A 19,149-nucleotide genomic window follows, 5' to 3' on the forward strand; every position below is an offset into this window, starting at 1 on the left:
CTCTCAAATGTTTAACAGTCAAATATTATTGATAAGGATCTACCTATTAAACTTACCTAGTTGAGTGCCGTGTTAAATCATTCCTAGTTCTAGCTGCTTATATGATCACTATTAATTATTTTTTAAAAATTTTGGAATTTTTAGTATATCTCTGTTACTATCTAAATCCATTAAAGAAAGTATTTTTGATTATAAAGATGAAAATTGAAAGTTAATCTGGATCATACTATAGAAAAATAGTGTTAAAAAAAAGAAAAATGGTCCTCAAATAGAGTTTTGAGAATCAAATTTAGAAAATTTCGTGAAGCTTGATGTTGCATGTACCGAGGTTTCCACCGAAGTTTCCAGCGCTTATTTTTAAGACACCTGGGACTTTGGTTGCAGCGGTGATTCCAACTTTCATTGCTTCTTTAACAGCTTCTTCGCTTGCACCATCAATAACGATTTCGTATACTCCGTTTACGTCAGCTGGAATATCGCTGTCTTCAACTTCGTTTTTGAGTGTAACACACATTTTTTCGTTGGTGGAAGCACCTAAGAATTTGTATTTGTTTGATCCGACTTTAGAACCGGAAGCTACTACTCCACCAGGGAATGGGGTTATTGCACCTTCAACTGCTCCAATTGCATCTACTGCTGCTTCTGCTGCTATTAATGCTGATGATTGGCTGTCTCCCATTATAAAGAAGTTTCCTCCAGCTATTCCTGATTTGATTCCAAATTCACCTTCAACTAAGAAGTCTCCAGACATAATTGGAACTGAGTAGACAGTTCTTCCATCTATGTTTAATTCTTTTTCGAAACCGTCTCCAAAGAATTTCAGTTTGAATCCTACGTTTAGTTTCTCATCAGCATCATCAAGAGCATCGAATGCCGCGGTTGTTGCAGCGGTGAGTAAACACATTCCCACACGTTCTAATAACTCATGGTCAAGTTTTTTCTTGCTCATGTTACAGATCATGATCATGTAACCTGGTCTTCCGTCAGGGGTTTCTTCTGGCGGGACGTAGCAGTCTATTCCTGCCTCTGCAGGGCACCCGATAACTGATGTTCCGTAACCGGTTGCTTCTGTTGCTGCTATTTTAGCCAGCTTTTTGGTAGCTGCAGTTACAAGTATGCGTGAAACCTGTATTCCAAATGCTTCAGCAAAAGTATCTTCTATTTCTACTCCGTTTATTTCCATGATAATCACCGTCTGATAGTCAGTTAAAAAGAAGTTATATATTTTTCTGTTTAACTTTTTTCCTAAAAAGGTTAAACAAAAACGTACCTATGAAATGGTATGTTTTCATGTTTGATTTTTTGATAAATTTAAAAGAGATTTGATGATGACAATTATCTATTGGATTAAATAGCAAATTATTGTTTTAATTAATTAAAAATGGCGTAATTTTTCACTTGAACCGTTAATTAAAAGAAATTTTACGAATACTGTAAAGATTTTTATCTGACTTAAAAAACAATCTTAAATAGGGTTCCTGTATCCCTATAAATATTTATACTACCTGATAGTTGTTTTACAAGGGTGGTTACCAGCTGCAACCCTAATGTTTTTGTATTGTTAAAATCAATATTTTCAGGAAATCCAACTCCATCATCTGCAACTTTAAGCACGTATTTTTCATCTTGAGGATGGAATTTAATTGATATATTCCCTTTTTGTCCCTGCACGAAAGCATGTTTTAAGGAATTACTAACTAATTCATTTATAATTAAACCACAAGGAACCGCAGTGTCTATATTTAGAAGAATATTTTCTACATTAATTTTAGGCTTTATTAGGTTTTTATCAATTCCGTATGAATTAAAAAGTCCAGATAATAATCTCTGGATATAGTCTGCAAAATCAATTTTTGAAAGGTCACGAGATCGATAAAGCTCTTCGTGGACCATTGCCATGGATCTAACTCGATTTCGACTTTCATTGAGAACATTTACTGTTTTTTTATCATTTAAATATCTGGATTGAAGATTTAAAAGAGAACTAATTATCTGCATGTTGTTTTTAACTCTATGATGAATTTCCCGTAAAAGCACTTCTTTCTCCTCTAAAGAAGATTTGAGCTGAGTTTCTACTTTTTTAAGTTCTTTAATATCTCGGGTGATATACACTGCCCCTGAAAATTCTCCTTTAATATTAGAAAGGGGATTTCCCACGGTTTCTACCCAAATATAATGCCCATCAGCGTGTTTAAGCCTATGCTGTGTCCTATTTGGTTTTAAAGTTTGGATAACTGATTGAATTGTGTCTATAAGTATCTCAAAATCATCTGGATGGGCCATGCCGATAAATTCATAATCCCTTTTGCCAATGATATCTTCTGCTTCATATCCAAGTAAATCTTTAACAGAGGGACTTACATATTCAAAAATTCCGTCACTGTTAACCTGGAACATTAAATCCAACATATTATCTGTAATTAAGCTTAAATGCTCTTCTCTATCTTTAATGGAGTTTTCAATTTTTTTACGTTCGCTGATATCTTCACATATAAACAATCTCCCAAAATAGTGGTCTTCTTTATCTCTAATTTGTTTAGAGAATCGTCTTATAATTCTGCCATCTGTAAGTGAAATTTCATCTTCCAGGGTTGATCTATTCTCTTCATGGTGAAGTGGCGCGCATGTTTCCATAAAATATTCTTTATCTTCTGCTAAAGGCAATATTTTTAATATAATATCTTTATTTTTAAGTTTACCTTCTTTTATTTCTTTTTCAAGCCCTTTTAAACCCCATAATTTACAAAAATTATGATTAAGGTATAAAACAGAATCAGTTTTGTTATCTACAACATAAAAAGCCAGAGGAGAATTTTCTGCCACAGAACGAATTAGATTAATATTCCATCTTAAATTTTCCTCAGTCTTTTTAAGTTCTGTAATATCCTGGACAGTGCTGAGAACAAGTTTTTCAGATTCTACTTCAATGAGTTTTGAATGTATTTCTACAGGTATAATTGATTTATCTTTCTTAAAATGAGTGGATTGGAATTTTAGTTCTTGTTTCACAGGCTCTTCTGAGTGAAGATTTAATTTAGAAAATTCGGGAAAATTTAAGTCGTAAAGATTTGTTTTCATTAATTCATCTTTAGTATAACCCAGGAACTTGCAAGCTGTCTTATTTAGGTAAATGCAGTTTCCTTCAATATCGTGCAGGAAAATAGGATCAATGTGCTTGTCTAAAATACTGGTTTTTAGCCATAATTTTTCTTTTAAATTGCTATGTCTCTCTATTTTTCCAATAGTGGAATGTATTTTAAATTTACCCTGCTGTTTTTTAAACATATCTTCATCATTCATGCACGATCCTCTAATTTAAGATGTTTATTAGAGTATATCATATAATAATATTTAAAATAATATCAATTTCCTATTTAAAATTGATAAATAGAAAAAATATTGTACATTGAGCTTATTTTTACTAAAAAGTAGAGTTGAGCATATCTCAGGGTTATTTTAGGTATTCTGATTTTTGTCAACTGTTTTTACTAAAAATTTTATCTACAACGCCGGTTCCAAAATAAGGAAGTACAGCAGTACCTATGATTGTGGTCATCCAGAATGAAATCAGCCTTTCAACTATGGTTGCTGCAGCACTTATGGATGGTGGAACACCTGCAGCAGAAAATAAAATTATCATCACACCATCAACTGCACCCAGGCCTCCTGGAAGAAGGGGTATCATTCCAAGCAGGGTAGAAATTATAAAAACTTCTGCTATTAATATGAGTGATACTTCCGCGTTGAATGCAGAAAATACAATGTAAACTCTTAATATTTCAAAAATCCAGATTATAAAAGAAAGTGGGAGCCCATACATCAAAACATTTCTATCTTTTATCATAGTCCTCATGCTCTTTTGGAAGCCATGAATAACAGTTAATGCTTTTTCTTCGAGTGTGCTGTGTTCCTTTCTAGAAAATCGTTTTATTACCTTTACAAGCCATAATGTGGCTTTTTTACCGAATTCTTTATTTATGGACATGTATAATGCCACTATAAATAGAATAAGCAGGGCTATAACTGCAATTATAAGGCCTATTACTACCAGTTCCGATAAAGTCATGAATAAAACTAGAGAAATTATGGTTATAACGGCTAAAACCATGAAAGGAAATGTATCAAGCCCTCTGTCTGCTATTACGGTTGCAAAAGACTTTTCGAAGGTGGTTTTTGAGTATTTACTTAATATATATCCCCTTACTGGTTCTCCTCCCCCTCTTCCACTTGGAGTTAGATTATTAACAGCCATACCTACCATTAACATGGGAAGGAGATGAATTTTTTTAATGTTAATATCTACAGAATTCACATTAATTGCCCATCGTTGGGTCCATAAACCATAAATTGCAAACTGTATAAGTACTGCAAGAAGCAGATACCATGGATTTGCTAATTCAACCGCACTTACAATTTTGCTTGGCCCTATAATCAGAACCATAGCTACGAGAATCCCAAATCCTACGAGTGATAAGATCAAAGTGCTATGTTTCATATTTTCTGCCCTTATTTGATTTATACGTATATAAAATAATATTGATTTTGATATTTAACATTCTGAATTTTTATCTCATATTCAATTATTAAACAGTTAATTTAAGGTTTTTGATAATGTATACAACCTAGTATATAACTTTCGCTAATGTTTTATAATCATGTGCACGAATTATAATTTATGTTAAATTAGGGAATTAATCTTTAAAATATGTAAACTTACTTTGGGATACAAAATTTACATTATTACTCCCTGAGAGATAAAATAGTTGTGCAGATTTTAAGTAATTATTATAAAACAATAGATTCATAGCTTAAATCTTCAGGATCAAGCAGTATAACTGTTTTTTTACCAGATAGGTATCCACATGTTTCTCCAGGGTTAATCATCATGCATTTTCCCTGTTTAACTTCTAATTTATGAGTATGTCCCCGTATAACGATATCATAATTCCCGCTTTTAACGAGAGCTGTCACAATATCCTCAGTTGTGCCGTGAATAACTGCAATTTTTTTTTCATACAATTCAAGTTCTTGAAAATCATCGTGGTAACAAATACCTTTAAAAAAATGCCGCAAACCATCTCGTTCACCGTCGTTATTCCCAAAAACGGCTTTAAATTCTGCATTGAGATTTTTAATTTCTTTAGCAACGAATGGTGAAATCATATCTCCAGCGTGTATTACTAATTCTACTTTTGCTTCATTGAAAAATTTGACGGCTTCCCTTATTGCAGGTAAATTATCATGTGAGTCTGACATTATACCAATCATATTTTTATTTATGTAAATAATCTGTATAAAATTGATCATTTATATCAAGTAAAATCAATCTTTTTGAAATTATTAATAACAATATTTATATATCTTTAAAATAAAGAGTATTTTAAGCTAGTTTTCTAGCTTATTAGGATGTGATGAATTGTTTAGAAATAATTACGGAAGAGATAATTTCTCAGATAAAGGACCTTCAGCTCCTATTAATGTAGGAGATGAATACGATGTTAAAATTGAAGATGTTGGAAGAGATGGCGACGGAATCGCAAGAATAGAAGGATTTGTTGTCTTTGTATCAGGAGCAAAACTGGGCGATGAAGTTAAAATCAAAATTAACTCAACAAGAAGAAACTTTGGTTTTGCTGATATAGTTGAAGATGTTGAATAAACTTAAATTAAATTTAATTTAATTAATAAGTCTTGAAAATAATGATTTTCACGACACTTCACTCTTTTTTTAATAATTAAATTCATTTTTTGTATTTGATAGTTACTTGATAGTTAGTTCATATATTGAACTTAAATTTTAAGGCGTTACTAATTTTTATTATTATATTGACTTAAAGTAAAATTATAATCTTATTTGGCTATAATCAAAAATTATTTTAGTATTTTAATCATACTTTAATCTTTATATTTAATAGGTAGTTATTACATAACTGATGTTAACGTGACTACGATGTGGTAGGAGGTTGTAACAAAATGGCAGATCTAGTAACGCTTTTTATTGTGGGAATTATAATTTTGATTATTTTAGGTCTTTCAATACGTGTAGTAAATCAATATGAAAGAGGGGTGCATTTTAGGTTTGGTAGAGTGATAGGGGTTAAAGATCCTGGTTTGCGCCTGATTATTCCTGTAGTTGATAGGCTGGATAAAGTATCCCTTAGGATTGTCACTATGCCTATTCCATCCCAGAGAATAATAACTCAGGACAATGTATCAATTGATGTGGCTGCAGTTGCGTATTTTAAGGTTGTAAATGCATATGATGCTGTTGTTGCAATTGAAAATTACAACAGAGCAGTTAACCAGATTGCTCAGACCACTATGAGAAATGTAATTGGACAATTCCTGTTGGACGATGTTTTATCTTCAACCTCAAAGATAAACGAAAGAATTAAGGAGATAATAGATAAACACAGTGAACCATGGGGCGTACAGGTCACTGCTGTAGAAATTAAAGATATCAATTTGCCTGAAACAATGAGGAGATCCATGGCAAGACAGGCTGAAGCAGAGAGGGAGAAAAGAGCTAAAATCATTTCTGCTGAAGGTGAATTCCTTTCAGCTCAAAAACTAGGTGATGCTGCAGATATAATAACTGCACACCCGATAGCACTTCAATTACGTAACTTACAAGTGTTACTTGAAATAGCAAGTGAAAAGAATTCTACCATAGTATTCCCTGCAAGCTTCATGTCAACAGTTAGGGACTTAAAGGACTTCATGGAATCAGAAGTGAAACTTAAATAAAAAATATAAATGACTAATTTTCTTTATATTAATATTGTAAGAAGAAACAACCAAAACTTTGTTAACATTTCATACGACCTTTTCAAACAAAAAATCAAATCTAAATGTGAGTTATAGGGCATTGAATATGTTGAAACAAGCGAATCATACACTTCACAGGAATGCAGTCAATGTGGAATCATAGGTAAAACTAATCTTAAATATAGGGATTGTATGTTTGTAAAAATTGCGGAAATGTTTTGAATGTTGATGTAACTGGTGCAATTAATATTTTAAGGAAAATAGCTCCTAAATCATTTTTGATATGGAGTAGTGGTACTGTGGACGTGCCAATTAGAATAAGAATGCTTGACATTAAACTTCTATGAAACCCCTCCTGTAAGGGAGGTGGTTCACTATTGGATATACATTTTTATAGTATGATGAGAAATATTTGAAAGTCTAACGATTCAAATAAATTAATGAATTAACTAATAAAAATTATTTTATTATTCTTAAAATACTCACAATAGAGGCGTAAAGATGTATATAGTGATAATGGGTGCAGGAAGAGTTGGATTAAATCTTGCATCTAACTTAGTTAGTCGAGGGCATGACGTGACCCTTATTGAAAGTGATGACAGCTTATGCGGCAATGCAGCGGCTGAATTGGATGCATTAGTTATTTGCGGTAATGGTACTGATACAAAAACACTTGAAGAGGCAAATGTAAGTGAGGCAGATGTTTTTGTTGCAGCTACTGGAAATGACGAGGCAAATCTTCTTTCTTGTATACTTGTAAAACAATATAATATTCCTAAGATTATCGCAAGGTTAAGCAATCCTGATCATGAAGAAGCATTTAAAAAAGTAGGAATAGACGATGTTATAAGTCCAGAACTTACAGCAGCAGGTTACCTCGAAAAATTAATAACAAGGCCAAAGGTGGCAGATTTAATAGTTATTGGAAAGGGAGATGCTGAAATACTGGACCTTACGGTGAAAAATAATAAAGTCATAGGAAAGAAGATCAATGAAATTAACCCCACAGACGACTATATAATTGTGGCCCTGTATAAAAATGGTGAAATAACCATTCCTAAGGCAGATATGGTTTTAAATGAAGGGGACAAAGTATCAATTCTCGTTAAAAACCGTGCTGTAAAGGATGTTGTGAAGACATTTACAAAATAAATTCTTATTGAGATTTTGAAATAATTTGAGTGCTTATTTTTAAGTTTAAAATCGACTACTTTTTACATAACCCATTTATATTTATAAAAATTCAAATTTATTTTTAGATGATGGTTATAATAAAGCATAATAATGCCACAAATATCCACTCTCCATCAACCAATATGTCTGTAGCAAATTTAGGGATTTTTTCAGCATTACAGAAATAATAAATATACCAGTATCCATAAATGATGCAGAAAATCAGCACTGGAAGATAACGTGTAAAAAAGCCCCAGTAAATGGATAATACAAGCCATGGAATGAGTATAGAATGGATTATTAACAACATTTTTTCGGTTTTCTGCCGTCCGATAACAACAGGGATGGTTTTTATATTGTTCTTTCGGTCTCCTTTTATGTCTCTTATGTCAAATATGATGGCATTTACAAGGAGGTTAATGAAAATGAATGATGATATTAAAATTGTGATTATGAAACCTTTATAAGAACTAATCACTGGAAGAAAAACTATTCCAACTGTCCAACTTAGAGCTGCTATAATATTTTTCATTCCAGTTATATCCTTTAAGCGCGGAATTTTAGGTAATAATTTCACGCTATATATGATCCCGGCAAATAAGGGAAATAGGATCACAATTAAATCTAAAATGTTAACAAAAATTCCCAATAAAAGAGCAGTAAAATAGGATAATATTGTTATAATTATAATAGCTTTTTCATTACCTAAAATATAATTCGCTCTTTCTGGTAGATTAACTGAATCTTCTTCTTTATCGGTTAATTTATTTAGATTATACACACCAAACATAGTAAAAAACATTGCAAAGAGTAATTTGAGATTTGGTTCCAAATCGAACATCAGAAATGAAAAATATGTTAATGAAAAGCAAACTAATGATATAAATAGTGAATTTAGTATTAAGAATGATATGAAGCGTTTAGTTTTTAAAAATAATTTATTAATTAACTTTTTTTGATCTTTTAAGATAATATTCAAATAATTTTTCTCCCCATGCAATGGCATTTTTATCATCACTTACTAGATCGATACTGTAATCGTATATTCCATTAACTATGAATAATCCTAATGAAAAAAAATCATCTGCAACAGTAAATGCTTCTTTTACATGCTCATTTGTTACATATAATTCAAAATTCTTTTTTGAATATACTTCTGTTAGAACCCCTCGATTTAATATTCTTAAAATGGGATTAGTTACTATAAGCTGTACATATGTTCCATTTGAGACTAATATTTTTATAATTTCTGGAAAATCGGGATGATAAACTGGAGAAACGCCCTTCATTTTTTTAACATATTCTAATAGTTGAATAAAGTTTGTATGTGGCTTATGAATATCCATAGAATCTGCTTCTATGAGACTCGATTTCCTTAAATCTCCAAGATTTGTTATTAAATCTTTAGGTATTCCATCTATTTCATGATTCAACCATAATTTCTCGTGATTTTTTATGCTATCCATTGTTTTAATTAAATTTACTAATTTAATGGTAAATATTTTTCCTATTTGTGATAAACTATAATTTTCCCCGTTTTTAAAGATTAAGTCGCGTTTTTCAAGCTTGCTTGTACTATGAATGATAGTAGATGATTCTAGGTTAAGGTCCTGTTTTAATCCAGTCAAATTTTTTGAGCTTTCATTTAAGCTCAACAATATGCTAGTGCGAACATTAGAACTGGTTAAAAACTTCAAAAGGTCTGCTGCCTTGTCATACTGTTCATAAATACCTTTTGAGTTCATATTTTATACTTCCTTATTGATATAAATTGTGATTATTGTTATTAAGTAATATTAAGATATTTAGTAGTAATATATGCGCTTTTATAATTATTTTTATATTAATCAATATAATATGCACATTAATAAAATAAATAGTCTATTATTTTTATTTTATTTATATAATTTGAACTAATAGGCACATATATTCTATTTAATAATTTAAAGCTGAAAATAAATTAAATTAAAATATTATTAGTAGATATTTGTATAAATAAATTTAGAAAATTAAGATTTAAATAAAGAAAGCAATTAAAACCCTCAAACACATGGTATTTGGGGCCTACAAAATTGAAGATTTTGTGAGGTGCAAAACTAGGAATTTTTGCCGTTATGAAATTAAAAATATAAGAAATGATATTCATTTCGTATCTCACAAAATCTACGATTTTTGTAAGCTTCGATTTTTGTGAGATTTTTGATAATTTTGTAAGTGTTAAATTGTAAATTTGACAGATTTTCAAAATCCTTTAATCATCCTATTGGATAAATTTATATGTTCTGAACCGTTATCAACTGCGGGGCCGTGCCCTGGAAGCAAATATTCAACATCGAGTTTAGAAAGTTTTTCTAAAGATTCCCTCAGCATAGTTATATCTCCGCCAATATCGTACCTTCCAAATCCTCCACCAGCAAAAACTGTATCTCCAGATATCAGTGTTTTGCCATTGTAAAGGCAGATACCGCCTATTGTATGTCCTGGTGTGTGAATTACCTCAAAATCACCTATCTTATCTCCTTCTGTTAATTTAAAATCGATTTCTTGAGGCTCTAAACTTCTTCCAAACATCTGGGCAACAGTTGCAATAGGATCTCCATTTTCAAGCGCGGGGGCATCTTTTTCATGTATTGCAAGTTTAGAATTAAAGTACCTGTTTCCACCTACGTGATCGTAGTGGCAGTGGGTATTTACAATCAGTGATATGTCTGAAATATTTAAATTTGCTTTTTTCAGTGATTCACGCAAATATTCAATGTTTTCACCGGTTCCAGTATCAACTATAACATCATCAAAGACGTAAATATTAGAATCAGAACCAAGTCCTTCAATCATGAGAACATCATTTATTTTTTTCAAATTCCATCACCTTTTTGATGATTTAGATTAAAAACAGTAAAATAAGTTTGCTTTTCTCCCTAGGGAGTGATATTATCAAAAAATTATAGATTTTTAAGTGGTTGAATTAAATGGGGTCACCGGGATTTGAACCCAGATCCTAGGATTTCTCTTGTCTCAGTACTCCAATTGATCATCATTGGGTACTAAACCTCAGAGCGCGCATTTCTTCAAAGACAACTGGAGTCCCAGATGATAGCCTGGTTACACTATGACCCCAAATGAAATATTCATTTGATTTTTAATAATTAAAAGTTTGAAAGCCAAGGGAGAGATTTGAACTCCCGTGTAATGGATCTGCAGTCCACCGCTTCGCCTCTAAGCTACCTTGGCATATCATAGCTCATTAGTTAAATTATGCTGTATTAGTATTTAAACCTTACGGAATGTGAGCTTCTAAATTTAGCAGAATAACTCAATCAAATAAGACAAATAAATCATACTTAACTTCTTTTAAAGTTTTTTTGGAAATATAATTCCCATTAATAGATATATTGTAAATTATCTGTAAAATACTTGTCCAAAATATGAAAGTTGCAACCTTACATTTGAATTGAAGTTCTACTTAATAATAGTGAAAGATTTAAACTGTTGGCATATAGGATGCTGCAGTAATTGAATTTATTTAAAAACCGATTATATGCTAGAATGGAGTATGATTTAGAAATTCAAAGATTTTAATCTAATTATTTAAACAAAAAAAACAGGATGTTTATATTTGAATTCTATTCACCGGAAGAATCAATATGTGGAGATATTGGTTAATATCTCATAGGAGGCGGCTGTATTGATTCTCATTTTAAAAAAGTATATCCCACCCTCTCCAAATAGAATCTAAATAATAAACATGCAGGTTTTTAGAGTTTATTCCTAATTAAAGTCTAAATTCACCTGATAATTGTTTTCATTTGATCTCTACTTTGAAGCTTTCTGTCCTGTCTACTTTTGGGGCTTCAATGGTTAAAACATCGTCTTGGAAGGTAGCTTTAGCTTCATTAGGTATCACTTTTTGAGGGAATTGCACTTCTCTTTTGAAAATACCTGTTGTGTTGTTGTTTATAGTAATGCTTCCATTTTCGATTTCCTGTGTTATATCAAAGCATGCTTCAACTTTAAGATTTGAATCTGTAATTTTAAGTTTAATATCTTCTTTTTTAACGCCAGGCATGTCTAACTGCACGATTATATTTTCATCTGTTTCTGTAATGTCTTTTCCCGGCGCAGATTTGTAGTCTGTAACTGATTTTCCGAGATTGTATTTAATATTATCAGCTGTTCTTGTTGTGGTTTTTAATATTTGTTTAACTAAACTTCTTTTAGTTAAAATAGTATTTTCGCTGTGCATGTGCTTTTTATCTGCTGAAATTGAATTAACAACATTAAAGAATTCTGAAGCTGTTTTTTTCATACCTTTATGTGATTTTTTAGCCATATGTTCTGAAAATTCGGCCATATCTTTTGAAAGTGACATTTTTATTATCTCCCAGTATATTTATTAATTTTATTTTAATTTTTAATACTTATTTTTTGATAAATTATGAAACATATTTTTAAGTCTTAAGGTTCGTAACATCTCTAAAATAAAGAACCTGCAGAAATTAAAGTTTCATTTTTCATTTGATTTCCAAAGTAAAACTTTCTGTTTTCTCCAATTTTGGAACTTCAACTGTTAAAATGCCATTTTCAAAGGTAGCTTCAGCTTCTTCTGGAACTACTTTCTTAGGGAATCTAACAGATCGCCTCATAACACCTGACTTTCTATCATGAAATGTTATGTAACTTCCTTGTTCGACTTCCTGTGTTATATCAAAATTAGCTACAATTTTAAGGTTGGTTTCGGTAAGTTTTAGTTCAATATCTTCTTTTTTGATGCCAGGTAAGTCCACATGTACTATTATGTCTTCATCTGTTTCGATAATGTCCTTTCCAGGTACAAATGTGTAGTCAACCACTGACTTTTCGATATCGTACTTAATGCTGTCGATTGTTCGTGCTGTATCTTCCAGCATCCTTTCAACTAAACCTTTCCTATCTAAAATAGTTTTTTGTTTATTTCTATATCTTTTATTCATATTTTCAGCCTCATTATTTGAGTCGCTTTCATTATATTTCAAAAACAATATATAAACTTTTCCATAACCCATTAAATTTAAAAGCTTATTTATTGGATGAATATCATAAATATAGATTAATAATCATTATTTGCTGAAAATAAGGGTATAAAATTAATATTAAAGTAACAAAACGACATATAATTACGTCATGTCAAAGTTTTAGGTATTGCAGCGGGCTAAATGACCAAATTTTTAAAATTTTCAGTTAATATTACATTTAAAAAGAATAAGTAGGGCACTGTTAAAATATTCTATTTTTAAATAAGAGTTTATATATAACTAATATTTAGAGATAAAGAATGAGGTGATAAAACATGGCTCTTGTTCTAGATCCGGTAATAATCGTAAACTTGATTTTTTGTGTTATAATAGTGGCCCTTGGTATTGTAGGATATGAAAAAGTTAAAAGTACAGTCCCTCTTTACATAGCTGCAGCTTTTGGTCTTTTTGGAATTTCGCATTTTGCAACTATTCTTGGCTATGCAAGTTCAATGACTATTTTAGTAATAATAAGGAGCCTTGCATATATTGTAGTTATATGCGCACTGTATAAAATGGCTTTCAGCAAATAAATGTAAGCTGAGATTTGAAAATTGAAGATTTCGTTAATTATGGGTTATTAACGTAATTTTAGATCTAAAATTAACTTTAAATTAGATTTCAATTAATATATAATTATATCTTCAATTTTAAGTCTTTTACGTGGTGCAGGATCTTCATCAGGATAACCTACAGGCAGCAACGCTACAGGATAAATATTTTCATCCCATCCAAAGATATTTCTAATTTTATCTTCTTCTAGTGCTCTAATCCAGCAAGTTCCAAGATCAAAATCAAGTGCACGTAGGGCAATGTGTTCAATAGCTATTGCCACATTAGCAGCTATTCTTTGGCTGATTTCAGATATGCTCATTTTTTTCATTTCATCTACATTTCTGCAAATTATATTCACAATATTGTCTTCAACAGCACCTATTTTACCTAAATCCTGAATTCCCGAGGCTGATCCATCAATATAATCTGAAACATCAGCACAGCAAACCAGTACGACTGGGGCTTGACCAATAAAAGTTTGGTTATGGGAGGCTTCGACAAGCTTCATCTTTGTTTCATTATCTTTAACAATTTTAAAACGCCATGGCTGTGCATTGCAGCCGGAAGGCGCAAGTCTTGCGGCTTCTATTAACTCCATTATATGCTCTTCTGGAACAGATTTATCTTTGAATTTTCGAATGCTCCTTCGTCTTTCGATAGATTCTTTAGTTGTTAGCATGATATCATTTCCTTGATAATTATGCGAAAAATCATTTCTTTAATTCTTAAACTTTTATATAATCAACTGCCGTATAATATTTTAGTTATAGCTTGAAATATACTTAAAATTTGATAATAGGGTGGTTTAATGCCTAAACATGGGTGAGTTAATGAAAGAATGCAAAAATATGGAAGAGATCAGAGAAAACATCGACATAATTGACATGGAAATTGTAAAACTACTTTCAAGGCGAAGTTATTTTGTAAAAGAAGCTGCTAAATTTAAAAAGAATGCTGGGGAGGTGGAAGCTCCAAAACGTGTCGAAGAAGTTATTCAAAAAGTAAGATCACTAGCTATGAAGTATGGGGTACAGCAGGATATAGTTGAGAACATATACAGAACAATGATCCAGAATTTTATAGATTATGAAATGGATCATCATTCAAAACAAACTTTAAAATAAAATTTTAGTGGCATTGCTCATTTAATTCTTCTTTAATCTTCTTATGCTTAGCTGAAGTAGTTTTTAAAAGCTTATCGAAGGTACCTGGCAGTTCTTTTTCCAGTATCTTAACTCCTTCTTCTGTAATACCACCTTTTGTGGCTACTCGTGAAATTACCTCTTCAAAGCCCATGTTTCCTTCATAAAGAAGTTTTGCAGTCCCATAAAGAGTCTTTATAACCATATCTTCTGTTTCTTGAGGAGTAAAGTTACTATTTTTAGCGCCAGCTTCAGCAAATTTCATGAAGATCTCGGCAATGAATGCGGGAGCGCAGCTTGTTAAATCAGATCCTGCTTCAAAATTTTCTTCTTCAATGATTTTTACATCACTAATTGAGCTGAAGAGATTATTTACAAAATCTGCTTCTTTTTCAGTTACTTTCTCGTTGTGACAGATAAGAGAAACACCTTCGTTAACTTTGGAGGTTAAACTGGGTATGATTTTGCTAATTTTCCCTGGAAATGCACCTTTCACATTCTCCATGGTTAAAGCTGCTGCAATGTATGTAATATGTGAATCTCCTGAAAGTTCATCTTTCATTTCTTCAATTACTTCTTTTACTGCAGATGTACCTACAAAAATGAATATTTCACGGCATTTCTCTGCTAAATATGCATTGTTATCTGTAATTTCAATTTCAGGATATTCTTTTTTAATATCCTCCAGTTTGCTCTTTGTTCTATTTGAAACAATGATTTCATAAGGTTTTATAACATTGGAAGATAGAAAACCTTCTATGATCATGCTCCCCATGCTCCCATAACCTATAAATCCAATTTTAGACATATTTTACTCTCCTTTTTATTTCTGGCCGCCGTAAACAGAAAAAATCCCATATTTGTAATAACAGTCGACGTTACTGAAACCGGCGGATTTCAGCAGTTTTAACTGGTTTTCCAGTGTATCTGGATTATTATCTGGATTGTTTTTATACTGATCAGGTATGTTCTGAAAACTTTCTGAATGTTCCATTTTTGCCTCATTTTCTATTATCCATTCTTTCCAGAGCTTGAGATACCAGTTCTCTAGACTTTCTGTTGGAGCACGTATAACATCCATATTTAAAAAGAATCCGCTTGGACTCAGATGATTATAAACATATTCAAATAGAGTTTTCTTTTCATCTTCCTGCAGGTGATGTATAGCTAAAGATGAAACAACAAAATCAAAAGTTTCAGATAATAAATTACTATTAACTAGTTCCTGAAATGTATTTTGAATAAATTTTAAACCTGGATATGATTTAAGTCTATTTTTTGCGCTTTCAACCATTTCTGCAGAGCCATCAATTAAAGTTCCTTCAAGGTTTGCATCAATTTGTAGAAGCTCATGAGTTACTCTACCATCACCACATCCAAGTTCTAGGATTTTTATGGTTTTATTGTTATCCTCTAAAAAGTGTTTATACAGTGATTTCATTACTGCAAATAATTTTTGTCTTTCCAGAATATACATATCTGCGCTTTCAATAAATTCTAATGCTGCTTGCTTATTTATCCATTTAGATTCTTCAAACTCGTTCATAGGAACCATCAAGTGTTTCAATTATTTTTATAAATTTATTTTCTCTAAATATACTAAATTTAGGTTTTCAGTTAATTTATGGGTTTTAAATTCTTTGTAACCAAGCTTTTCGTATAGTTTTAGATTCTTCGTACTTTTATGTCCTGTAATAAGCTCAAATCTTTCACAGCCCTTAAAAATATTCTCTATTTCCCTCATTAAATTTGTTCCAATTCCTTGATTCTGGAAATCCGGATGGGCTATGAGTTTTCCAATGTAGCATGTTTTAGGATCGATTAGTAATGCTCTTACTGAGCCAATTATCTTCACATTTTCCACTGCCTTAAGGAATACGTGGTTTTCAAATTCTTCTTCTACCTCTTTTAATGTTTGAACTAGAGGGGGAATATTAAAATCATTATAAAGCTCAGCTTCGCTTTTATATGCCAGTTTCTGTAATTGAAGTATTTCTTCCAGATCTGAAAATTCAGCTTTTTTAATTATCATTTTTAACCAACTTTACTAACTAATTTCAAGTTAATAATGTATTAAATGAATTGAAAAATTGATAAAAATGGGGCAATAAATTGACTTAACATTATTATTTAAAATGGAATATATGGAATTTCTTAAAGATCTTCTAGATCTTTTAAATGATTTAGTTGGGTTTAGATTCTGCACATAATTTATACTTGTTGTATAATTTCAGATTCGTAATTGTAAAATAATTAAAGTATAATTAAAATAAGTAGTATATTTTTTATTTGATCCATCTTTAGAATCTATACTTTGGGACTGTTATCATGCATAAATTACTATGATTTGTAGAGCCCAATTTTAAGTTCCTATTTAATAATAAAATTGTAAAGTTAATATGTATTTATACTTTATATTAAGCTTTATCTAATATGAATGGGCATTTTATGCTAATTGATTATTGTATAAATGTAATTAAACTGCTAATTTTGTTTTATTTATAATTTAAATCTTTTATATGTCTCTAAATTTTGACATTTGCTAAAAGAAAAAATAGGTTAATATTCATTTTTATGTAATTTAATCAATTTTTAATGTATTTTTACGCAAAATACGTATTTTTAAGCAAATGGGGGCTTATATTGTAAAAATTATAACGTTTATATGTAACGAATAATAATATATTATAGTGTAGTAATACAAAATTTAGAAAATTTATTAAATGGAGTTAGTGACATATGTCGGATACAACAATTTTGATTGTTGAAGATGAAGCCATGACTGCAATGAATCTCCAAAATTGGTTTGAGTTTTGGGGATATAATGCCCCTCTCATAGCATGCTCCGAAAAAACAGCTCTTAAAAAAGTTCAGGAGATAAAAGTAGACTTAGTACTCATAAACATAGAACTTGGAAATATGAATGGCCGAATAAATTTTGCTAAAAAAGTAGCTGATAATTTTGATACAGCCATTGTATATATAACCCCTAATTTCAATAATGAGATTATGCAGCATATGAGGGCTACAAAACCCTATGGATGTATTTTTAAACCTCTTGAAGAAAATCAATTAAAATATACAGTTGAAAACGCTCTTTACAAAAGGAAAATATATAAAAGGTTTATTGCAAGTAAATAAAAAAATAATTATTTTTTTTCCTTCTTTTTTCAACATTTTTATTTAAAAGAATTATCTTTTTTAATCCTATCACTCAAACTTTTTAGAAAAAGCCATCAAAAAAATCTCCGATTTTTTTGGGGCATGTGAAAATTTTCAATTTTCACGGCTGCAAATCAAAGATTTGCAAGCACCGAAAATCAGAGATTTTCGAGTGTTTGATCAAAAACTATAGATTAAAAGAACTTATCTTTTCCATAATTCTATCACTTAAAAATTCAGAGGATATAAAATCAGGATAGACTGGAAGCCTTTCATCTAAAGATAGTCCCATTTCTTCTGTCATTTTTCTAAGATCTTCTAATTCCGGCCATGGAGCTTCTGGATTTACGAAGTCCTTTGTAAGTGGTGAAACTCCTCCCCAGTCATCAGCACCTGCAAGGAGAAATACCTGTGCGTTGTGGTTATTTAAGTTTGGAGGGACTTGAACTCCAGTATTTGGGAATAAAAGTCGGGTTACAGCAACCATTTTTATCATTTCAATTACAGATGGTTCTTTCCATGATTCCATGGGGATCCCTGGTTTTGGCTTGAAATTTTGAATGATAATTTCCTGGATATGGCCGTATTTATCATTAATACGTTTTATTTCAAGGAGTGATTCAGCTCTTTCTTCTATTGTTTCTCCTATTCCAATAAGCAGTCCTGTTGTAAATGGAATATTTAATTTTCCCGCATTTTCAATTGTTTTAATCCTTAACTTTGGATCTTTTCCAGGACTTTTCTCATGCACAATAGTTTTCATAAGTCTGTTACTTGTATTTTCAAGCATTAAACCCATAGATGCATTTACTTCCTTTAATACTTCCATTTCTTTCTTTTTTAGCACTCCAGGATTACTGTGGGGTAAAAGTCCCGTGTTTTTTAGGGTTTCATCACAGATAAAGTAAAGGTATTCGACCATATTGGAGTATCCTTTATCTTCAAGAGCTGATTTTACTTGGGAAGTTTCTTCTGGACGTTCTCCAAAGGTAAAAAGAGCTTCCCTGCAGTTATATTTATCTGCTTCCTTTAAAATATCAAAAATTTCAGGATAATCCATTAAAATTCTTGCTTCTTTATCATCAGGAGTTTTTTTAAATGTACAGTATCCACATTCATTTCTGCAGATATCTGTAAGTGGTAAAAAGACATTTTTAGAATATGTAATTGTGTCAGTATCCCTTTTGGACTCTGCGGTAGAAATTATAGATAGAATATCTTTACCTTTCGCATTTAAAAGGGATATTATTTCTTCTTTTGAGTACTCGGACATGCTATCTTCCGTTTAATTTGTAAAA

The 19,149-nt window shown here is 31.1% G+C and carries 22 protein-coding genes and 2 tRNA genes; 8 read left to right on the forward strand and 16 right to left on the reverse strand.

The window, feature by feature from the left end:
- Positions 1–289: 289 nt before the first annotated feature.
- The 4 genes from fhcD to EJ01_RS07640 all read right to left on the reverse strand — a co-directional run bounded on the left by fhcD (position 290) and on the right by EJ01_RS07640 (position 5,256).
- Complete coding sequence (fhcD, locus tag EJ01_RS07625; RefSeq protein WP_048192868.1) at positions 290–1,183, reverse strand: formylmethanofuran--tetrahydromethanopterin N-formyltransferase; 894 nt, start codon at positions 1,181–1,183, stop codon at positions 290–292.
- Between the two features lie 269 nt (positions 1,184–1,452).
- Positions 1,453–3,300: a PAS domain S-box protein gene (locus EJ01_RS16480; protein WP_052375962.1), complete on the reverse strand. Its 1,848-nt coding sequence runs from the start codon at positions 3,298–3,300 to the stop codon at positions 1,453–1,455.
- A gap of 175 nt (positions 3,301–3,475) precedes the next feature.
- Complete coding sequence (locus EJ01_RS07635) at positions 3,476–4,495, reverse strand: UPF0104 family protein (protein ID WP_048192869.1); 1,020 nt, start codon at positions 4,493–4,495, stop codon at positions 3,476–3,478.
- A gap of 290 nt (positions 4,496–4,785) precedes the next feature.
- Positions 4,786–5,256 carry a metallophosphoesterase gene (locus EJ01_RS07640; protein ID WP_245611173.1) on the reverse strand — a complete coding sequence of 157 codons (471 nt, stop codon included), beginning with the start codon at positions 5,254–5,256 and terminating at the stop codon, positions 4,786–4,788.
- Between the two features lie 160 nt (positions 5,257–5,416).
- On the opposite strand from EJ01_RS07640, the gene EJ01_RS07645 reads away from it, so the two are divergent.
- From EJ01_RS07645 to EJ01_RS07655, 5 genes are all read left to right on the forward strand, one after another.
- A complete protein-coding gene (locus tag EJ01_RS07645; RefSeq protein ID WP_048081795.1) occupies positions 5,417–5,659 on the forward strand; it encodes a TRAM domain-containing protein in 243 nt (80 codons plus the stop codon).
- A gap of 314 nt (positions 5,660–5,973) precedes the next feature.
- Positions 5,974–6,747 (forward strand): slipin family protein, encoded by a 774-nt coding sequence (locus tag EJ01_RS07650; RefSeq protein ID WP_048081796.1) that lies wholly within the window; start codon positions 5,974–5,976, stop codon positions 6,745–6,747.
- Between the two features lie 120 nt (positions 6,748–6,867).
- Entirely contained in the window at positions 6,868–6,990 is a 123-nt protein-coding gene (locus tag EJ01_RS18080) for a zinc ribbon domain-containing protein (RefSeq protein ID WP_157197609.1), read from the forward strand.
- The gene (locus EJ01_RS17975; RefSeq protein ID WP_269221173.1) at positions 6,987–7,115 is read left to right on the forward strand and encodes a hypothetical protein; all 129 of its coding nucleotides are present in this window, start codon (positions 6,987–6,989) and stop codon (positions 7,113–7,115) included. Before EJ01_RS18080 ends, EJ01_RS17975 begins: the two co-directional genes overlap by 4 nt.
- Before the next feature lie 154 nt (positions 7,116–7,269).
- Positions 7,270–7,920, forward strand: a complete 651-nt coding sequence (locus tag EJ01_RS07655) for a potassium channel family protein (protein ID WP_048081797.1) — start codon at positions 7,270–7,272, stop codon at positions 7,918–7,920.
- A 103-nt stretch (positions 7,921–8,023) separates the two neighbouring features.
- Here EJ01_RS07655 and EJ01_RS07660 read toward each other — a convergent pair whose 3' ends face one another.
- From EJ01_RS07660 to EJ01_RS07685, 7 genes are all read right to left on the reverse strand, one after another.
- Positions 8,024–8,956: a UbiA family prenyltransferase gene (locus EJ01_RS07660; RefSeq protein ID WP_084689177.1), complete on the reverse strand. Its 933-nt coding sequence runs from the start codon at positions 8,954–8,956 to the stop codon at positions 8,024–8,026.
- Entirely contained in the window at positions 8,883–9,686 is an 804-nt protein-coding gene (locus EJ01_RS07665; protein ID WP_048081798.1) for a helix-turn-helix transcriptional regulator, read from the reverse strand. Before EJ01_RS07665 ends, EJ01_RS07660 begins: the two co-directional genes overlap by 74 nt.
- 496 nt (positions 9,687–10,182) lie before the next feature.
- Positions 10,183–10,776: an MBL fold metallo-hydrolase gene (locus EJ01_RS07670; RefSeq protein WP_211251446.1), complete on the reverse strand. Its 594-nt coding sequence runs from the start codon at positions 10,774–10,776 to the stop codon at positions 10,183–10,185.
- A gap of 135 nt (positions 10,777–10,911) precedes the next feature.
- Positions 10,912–11,058, reverse strand: a tRNA-Trp gene (locus EJ01_RS17270).
- Positions 11,059–11,100: 42 nt separating this feature from the next.
- Positions 11,101–11,172 (reverse strand) — tRNA-Cys (locus tag EJ01_RS07675).
- Between the two features lie 571 nt (positions 11,173–11,743).
- Positions 11,744–12,310: an Hsp20/alpha crystallin family protein gene (locus EJ01_RS07680; protein WP_245611174.1), complete on the reverse strand. Its 567-nt coding sequence runs from the start codon at positions 12,308–12,310 to the stop codon at positions 11,744–11,746.
- Positions 12,311–12,452: 142 nt separating this feature from the next.
- A complete protein-coding gene (locus tag EJ01_RS07685; protein WP_048081886.1) occupies positions 12,453–12,911 on the reverse strand; it encodes an Hsp20/alpha crystallin family protein in 459 nt (152 codons plus the stop codon).
- Positions 12,912–13,267: 356 nt separating this feature from the next.
- Between EJ01_RS07685 and EJ01_RS07690 the strand changes: the two genes are divergently transcribed.
- Positions 13,268–13,525 carry a hypothetical protein gene (locus EJ01_RS07690; protein WP_048081800.1) on the forward strand — a complete coding sequence of 86 codons (258 nt, stop codon included), beginning with the start codon at positions 13,268–13,270 and terminating at the stop codon, positions 13,523–13,525.
- A gap of 92 nt (positions 13,526–13,617) precedes the next feature.
- Here the strand turns inward: EJ01_RS07690 and EJ01_RS07695 are convergent, their stop codons facing one another.
- A complete protein-coding gene (locus tag EJ01_RS07695) occupies positions 13,618–14,226 on the reverse strand; it encodes a nitroreductase family protein (protein WP_048081801.1) in 609 nt (202 codons plus the stop codon).
- Between the two features lie 151 nt (positions 14,227–14,377).
- Between EJ01_RS07695 and EJ01_RS07700 the strand changes: the two genes are divergently transcribed.
- Entirely contained in the window at positions 14,378–14,671 is a 294-nt protein-coding gene (locus tag EJ01_RS07700) for a chorismate mutase (RefSeq protein WP_048081802.1), read from the forward strand.
- Between the two features lie 4 nt (positions 14,672–14,675).
- On the opposite strand, the gene EJ01_RS07705 is transcribed toward EJ01_RS07700, so the two are convergent.
- The 3 genes from EJ01_RS07705 to EJ01_RS07715 are packed head-to-tail and all read right to left on the reverse strand — an operon-like array spanning position 14,676 to position 16,721.
- Positions 14,676–15,497, reverse strand: coding sequence for a pyrroline-5-carboxylate reductase dimerization domain-containing protein (locus tag EJ01_RS07705; RefSeq protein ID WP_048081803.1), 822 nt, complete (start codon positions 15,495–15,497; stop codon positions 14,676–14,678).
- Positions 15,498–15,512: 15 nt separating this feature from the next.
- Positions 15,513–16,235, reverse strand: a complete 723-nt coding sequence (locus tag EJ01_RS07710) for a class I SAM-dependent methyltransferase (protein WP_048081804.1) — start codon at positions 16,233–16,235, stop codon at positions 15,513–15,515.
- A gap of 27 nt (positions 16,236–16,262) precedes the next feature.
- Entirely contained in the window at positions 16,263–16,721 is a 459-nt protein-coding gene (locus tag EJ01_RS07715; protein ID WP_048081805.1) for a GNAT family N-acetyltransferase, read from the reverse strand.
- Between the two features lie 707 nt (positions 16,722–17,428).
- Here EJ01_RS07715 and EJ01_RS07720 point away from each other — a divergent pair.
- Positions 17,429–17,830 carry a response regulator gene (locus EJ01_RS07720; RefSeq protein WP_052375968.1) on the forward strand — a complete coding sequence of 134 codons (402 nt, stop codon included), beginning with the start codon at positions 17,429–17,431 and terminating at the stop codon, positions 17,828–17,830.
- Positions 17,831–18,038: 208 nt separating this feature from the next.
- Here the strand turns inward: EJ01_RS07720 and cofG are convergent, their stop codons facing one another.
- Positions 18,039–19,124 (reverse strand): 7,8-didemethyl-8-hydroxy-5-deazariboflavin synthase subunit CofG, encoded by a 1,086-nt coding sequence (cofG, locus tag EJ01_RS07725; protein ID WP_048081806.1) that lies wholly within the window; start codon positions 19,122–19,124, stop codon positions 18,039–18,041.
- Between the last annotated feature and the right edge of the window lie 25 nt (positions 19,125–19,149).

Origin of the sequence: Methanobacterium veterum, assembly GCF_000745485.1 — an archaeon.
Classification (GTDB): domain Archaea; phylum Methanobacteriota; class Methanobacteria; order Methanobacteriales; family Methanobacteriaceae; genus Methanobacterium_D; species Methanobacterium_D veterum.

Excerpts from the sequence above, each read along its gene's own strand:
- EJ01_RS07700 (WP_048081802.1), top strand. The coding sequence starts at position 14,378 with ATGAAAGAATGCAAAAATATGGAAGAGATCAGAGAAAACATCGACATA.
- EJ01_RS07685 (WP_048081886.1), bottom strand. The coding sequence starts at position 12,911 with ATGAATAAAAGATATAGAAATAAACAAAAAACTATTTTAGATAGGAAA.
- EJ01_RS07715 (WP_048081805.1), bottom strand. The coding sequence starts at position 16,721 with ATGATAATTAAAAAAGCTGAATTTTCAGATCTGGAAGAAATACTTCAA.
- EJ01_RS16480 (WP_052375962.1), bottom strand. The coding sequence starts at position 3,300 with ATGAATGATGAAGATATGTTTAAAAAACAGCAGGGTAAATTTAAAATA.
- EJ01_RS07660 (WP_084689177.1), bottom strand. The coding sequence starts at position 8,956 with ATGATAAAAATGCCATTGCATGGGGAGAAAAATTATTTGAATATTATC.
- EJ01_RS07680 (WP_245611174.1), bottom strand. The coding sequence starts at position 12,310 with ATGTCACTTTCAAAAGATATGGCCGAATTTTCAGAACATATGGCTAAA.
- EJ01_RS07635 (WP_048192869.1), bottom strand. The coding sequence starts at position 4,495 with ATGAAACATAGCACTTTGATCTTATCACTCGTAGGATTTGGGATTCTC.
- EJ01_RS07705 (WP_048081803.1), bottom strand. The coding sequence starts at position 15,497 with ATGTCTAAAATTGGATTTATAGGTTATGGGAGCATGGGGAGCATGATC.
- EJ01_RS07665 (WP_048081798.1), bottom strand. The coding sequence starts at position 9,686 with ATGAACTCAAAAGGTATTTATGAACAGTATGACAAGGCAGCAGACCTT.
- EJ01_RS07640 (WP_245611173.1), bottom strand. The coding sequence starts at position 5,256 with ATGTCAGACTCACATGATAATTTACCTGCAATAAGGGAAGCCGTCAAA.
- fhcD (WP_048192868.1), bottom strand. The coding sequence starts at position 1,183 with ATGGAAATAAACGGAGTAGAAATAGAAGATACTTTTGCTGAAGCATTT.
- cofG (WP_048081806.1), bottom strand. The coding sequence starts at position 19,124 with ATGTCCGAGTACTCAAAAGAAGAAATAATATCCCTTTTAAATGCGAAA.
- EJ01_RS07710 (WP_048081804.1), bottom strand. The coding sequence starts at position 16,235 with ATGAACGAGTTTGAAGAATCTAAATGGATAAATAAGCAAGCAGCATTA.
- EJ01_RS07695 (WP_048081801.1), bottom strand. The coding sequence starts at position 14,226 with ATGCTAACAACTAAAGAATCTATCGAAAGACGAAGGAGCATTCGAAAA.
- EJ01_RS07650 (WP_048081796.1), top strand. The coding sequence starts at position 5,974 with ATGGCAGATCTAGTAACGCTTTTTATTGTGGGAATTATAATTTTGATT.
- EJ01_RS07720 (WP_052375968.1), top strand. The coding sequence starts at position 17,429 with ATGTCGGATACAACAATTTTGATTGTTGAAGATGAAGCCATGACTGCA.
- EJ01_RS07690 (WP_048081800.1), top strand. The coding sequence starts at position 13,268 with ATGGCTCTTGTTCTAGATCCGGTAATAATCGTAAACTTGATTTTTTGT.
- EJ01_RS07670 (WP_211251446.1), bottom strand. The coding sequence starts at position 10,776 with ATGATTGAAGGACTTGGTTCTGATTCTAATATTTACGTCTTTGATGAT.
- EJ01_RS07655 (WP_048081797.1), top strand. The coding sequence starts at position 7,270 with ATGTATATAGTGATAATGGGTGCAGGAAGAGTTGGATTAAATCTTGCA.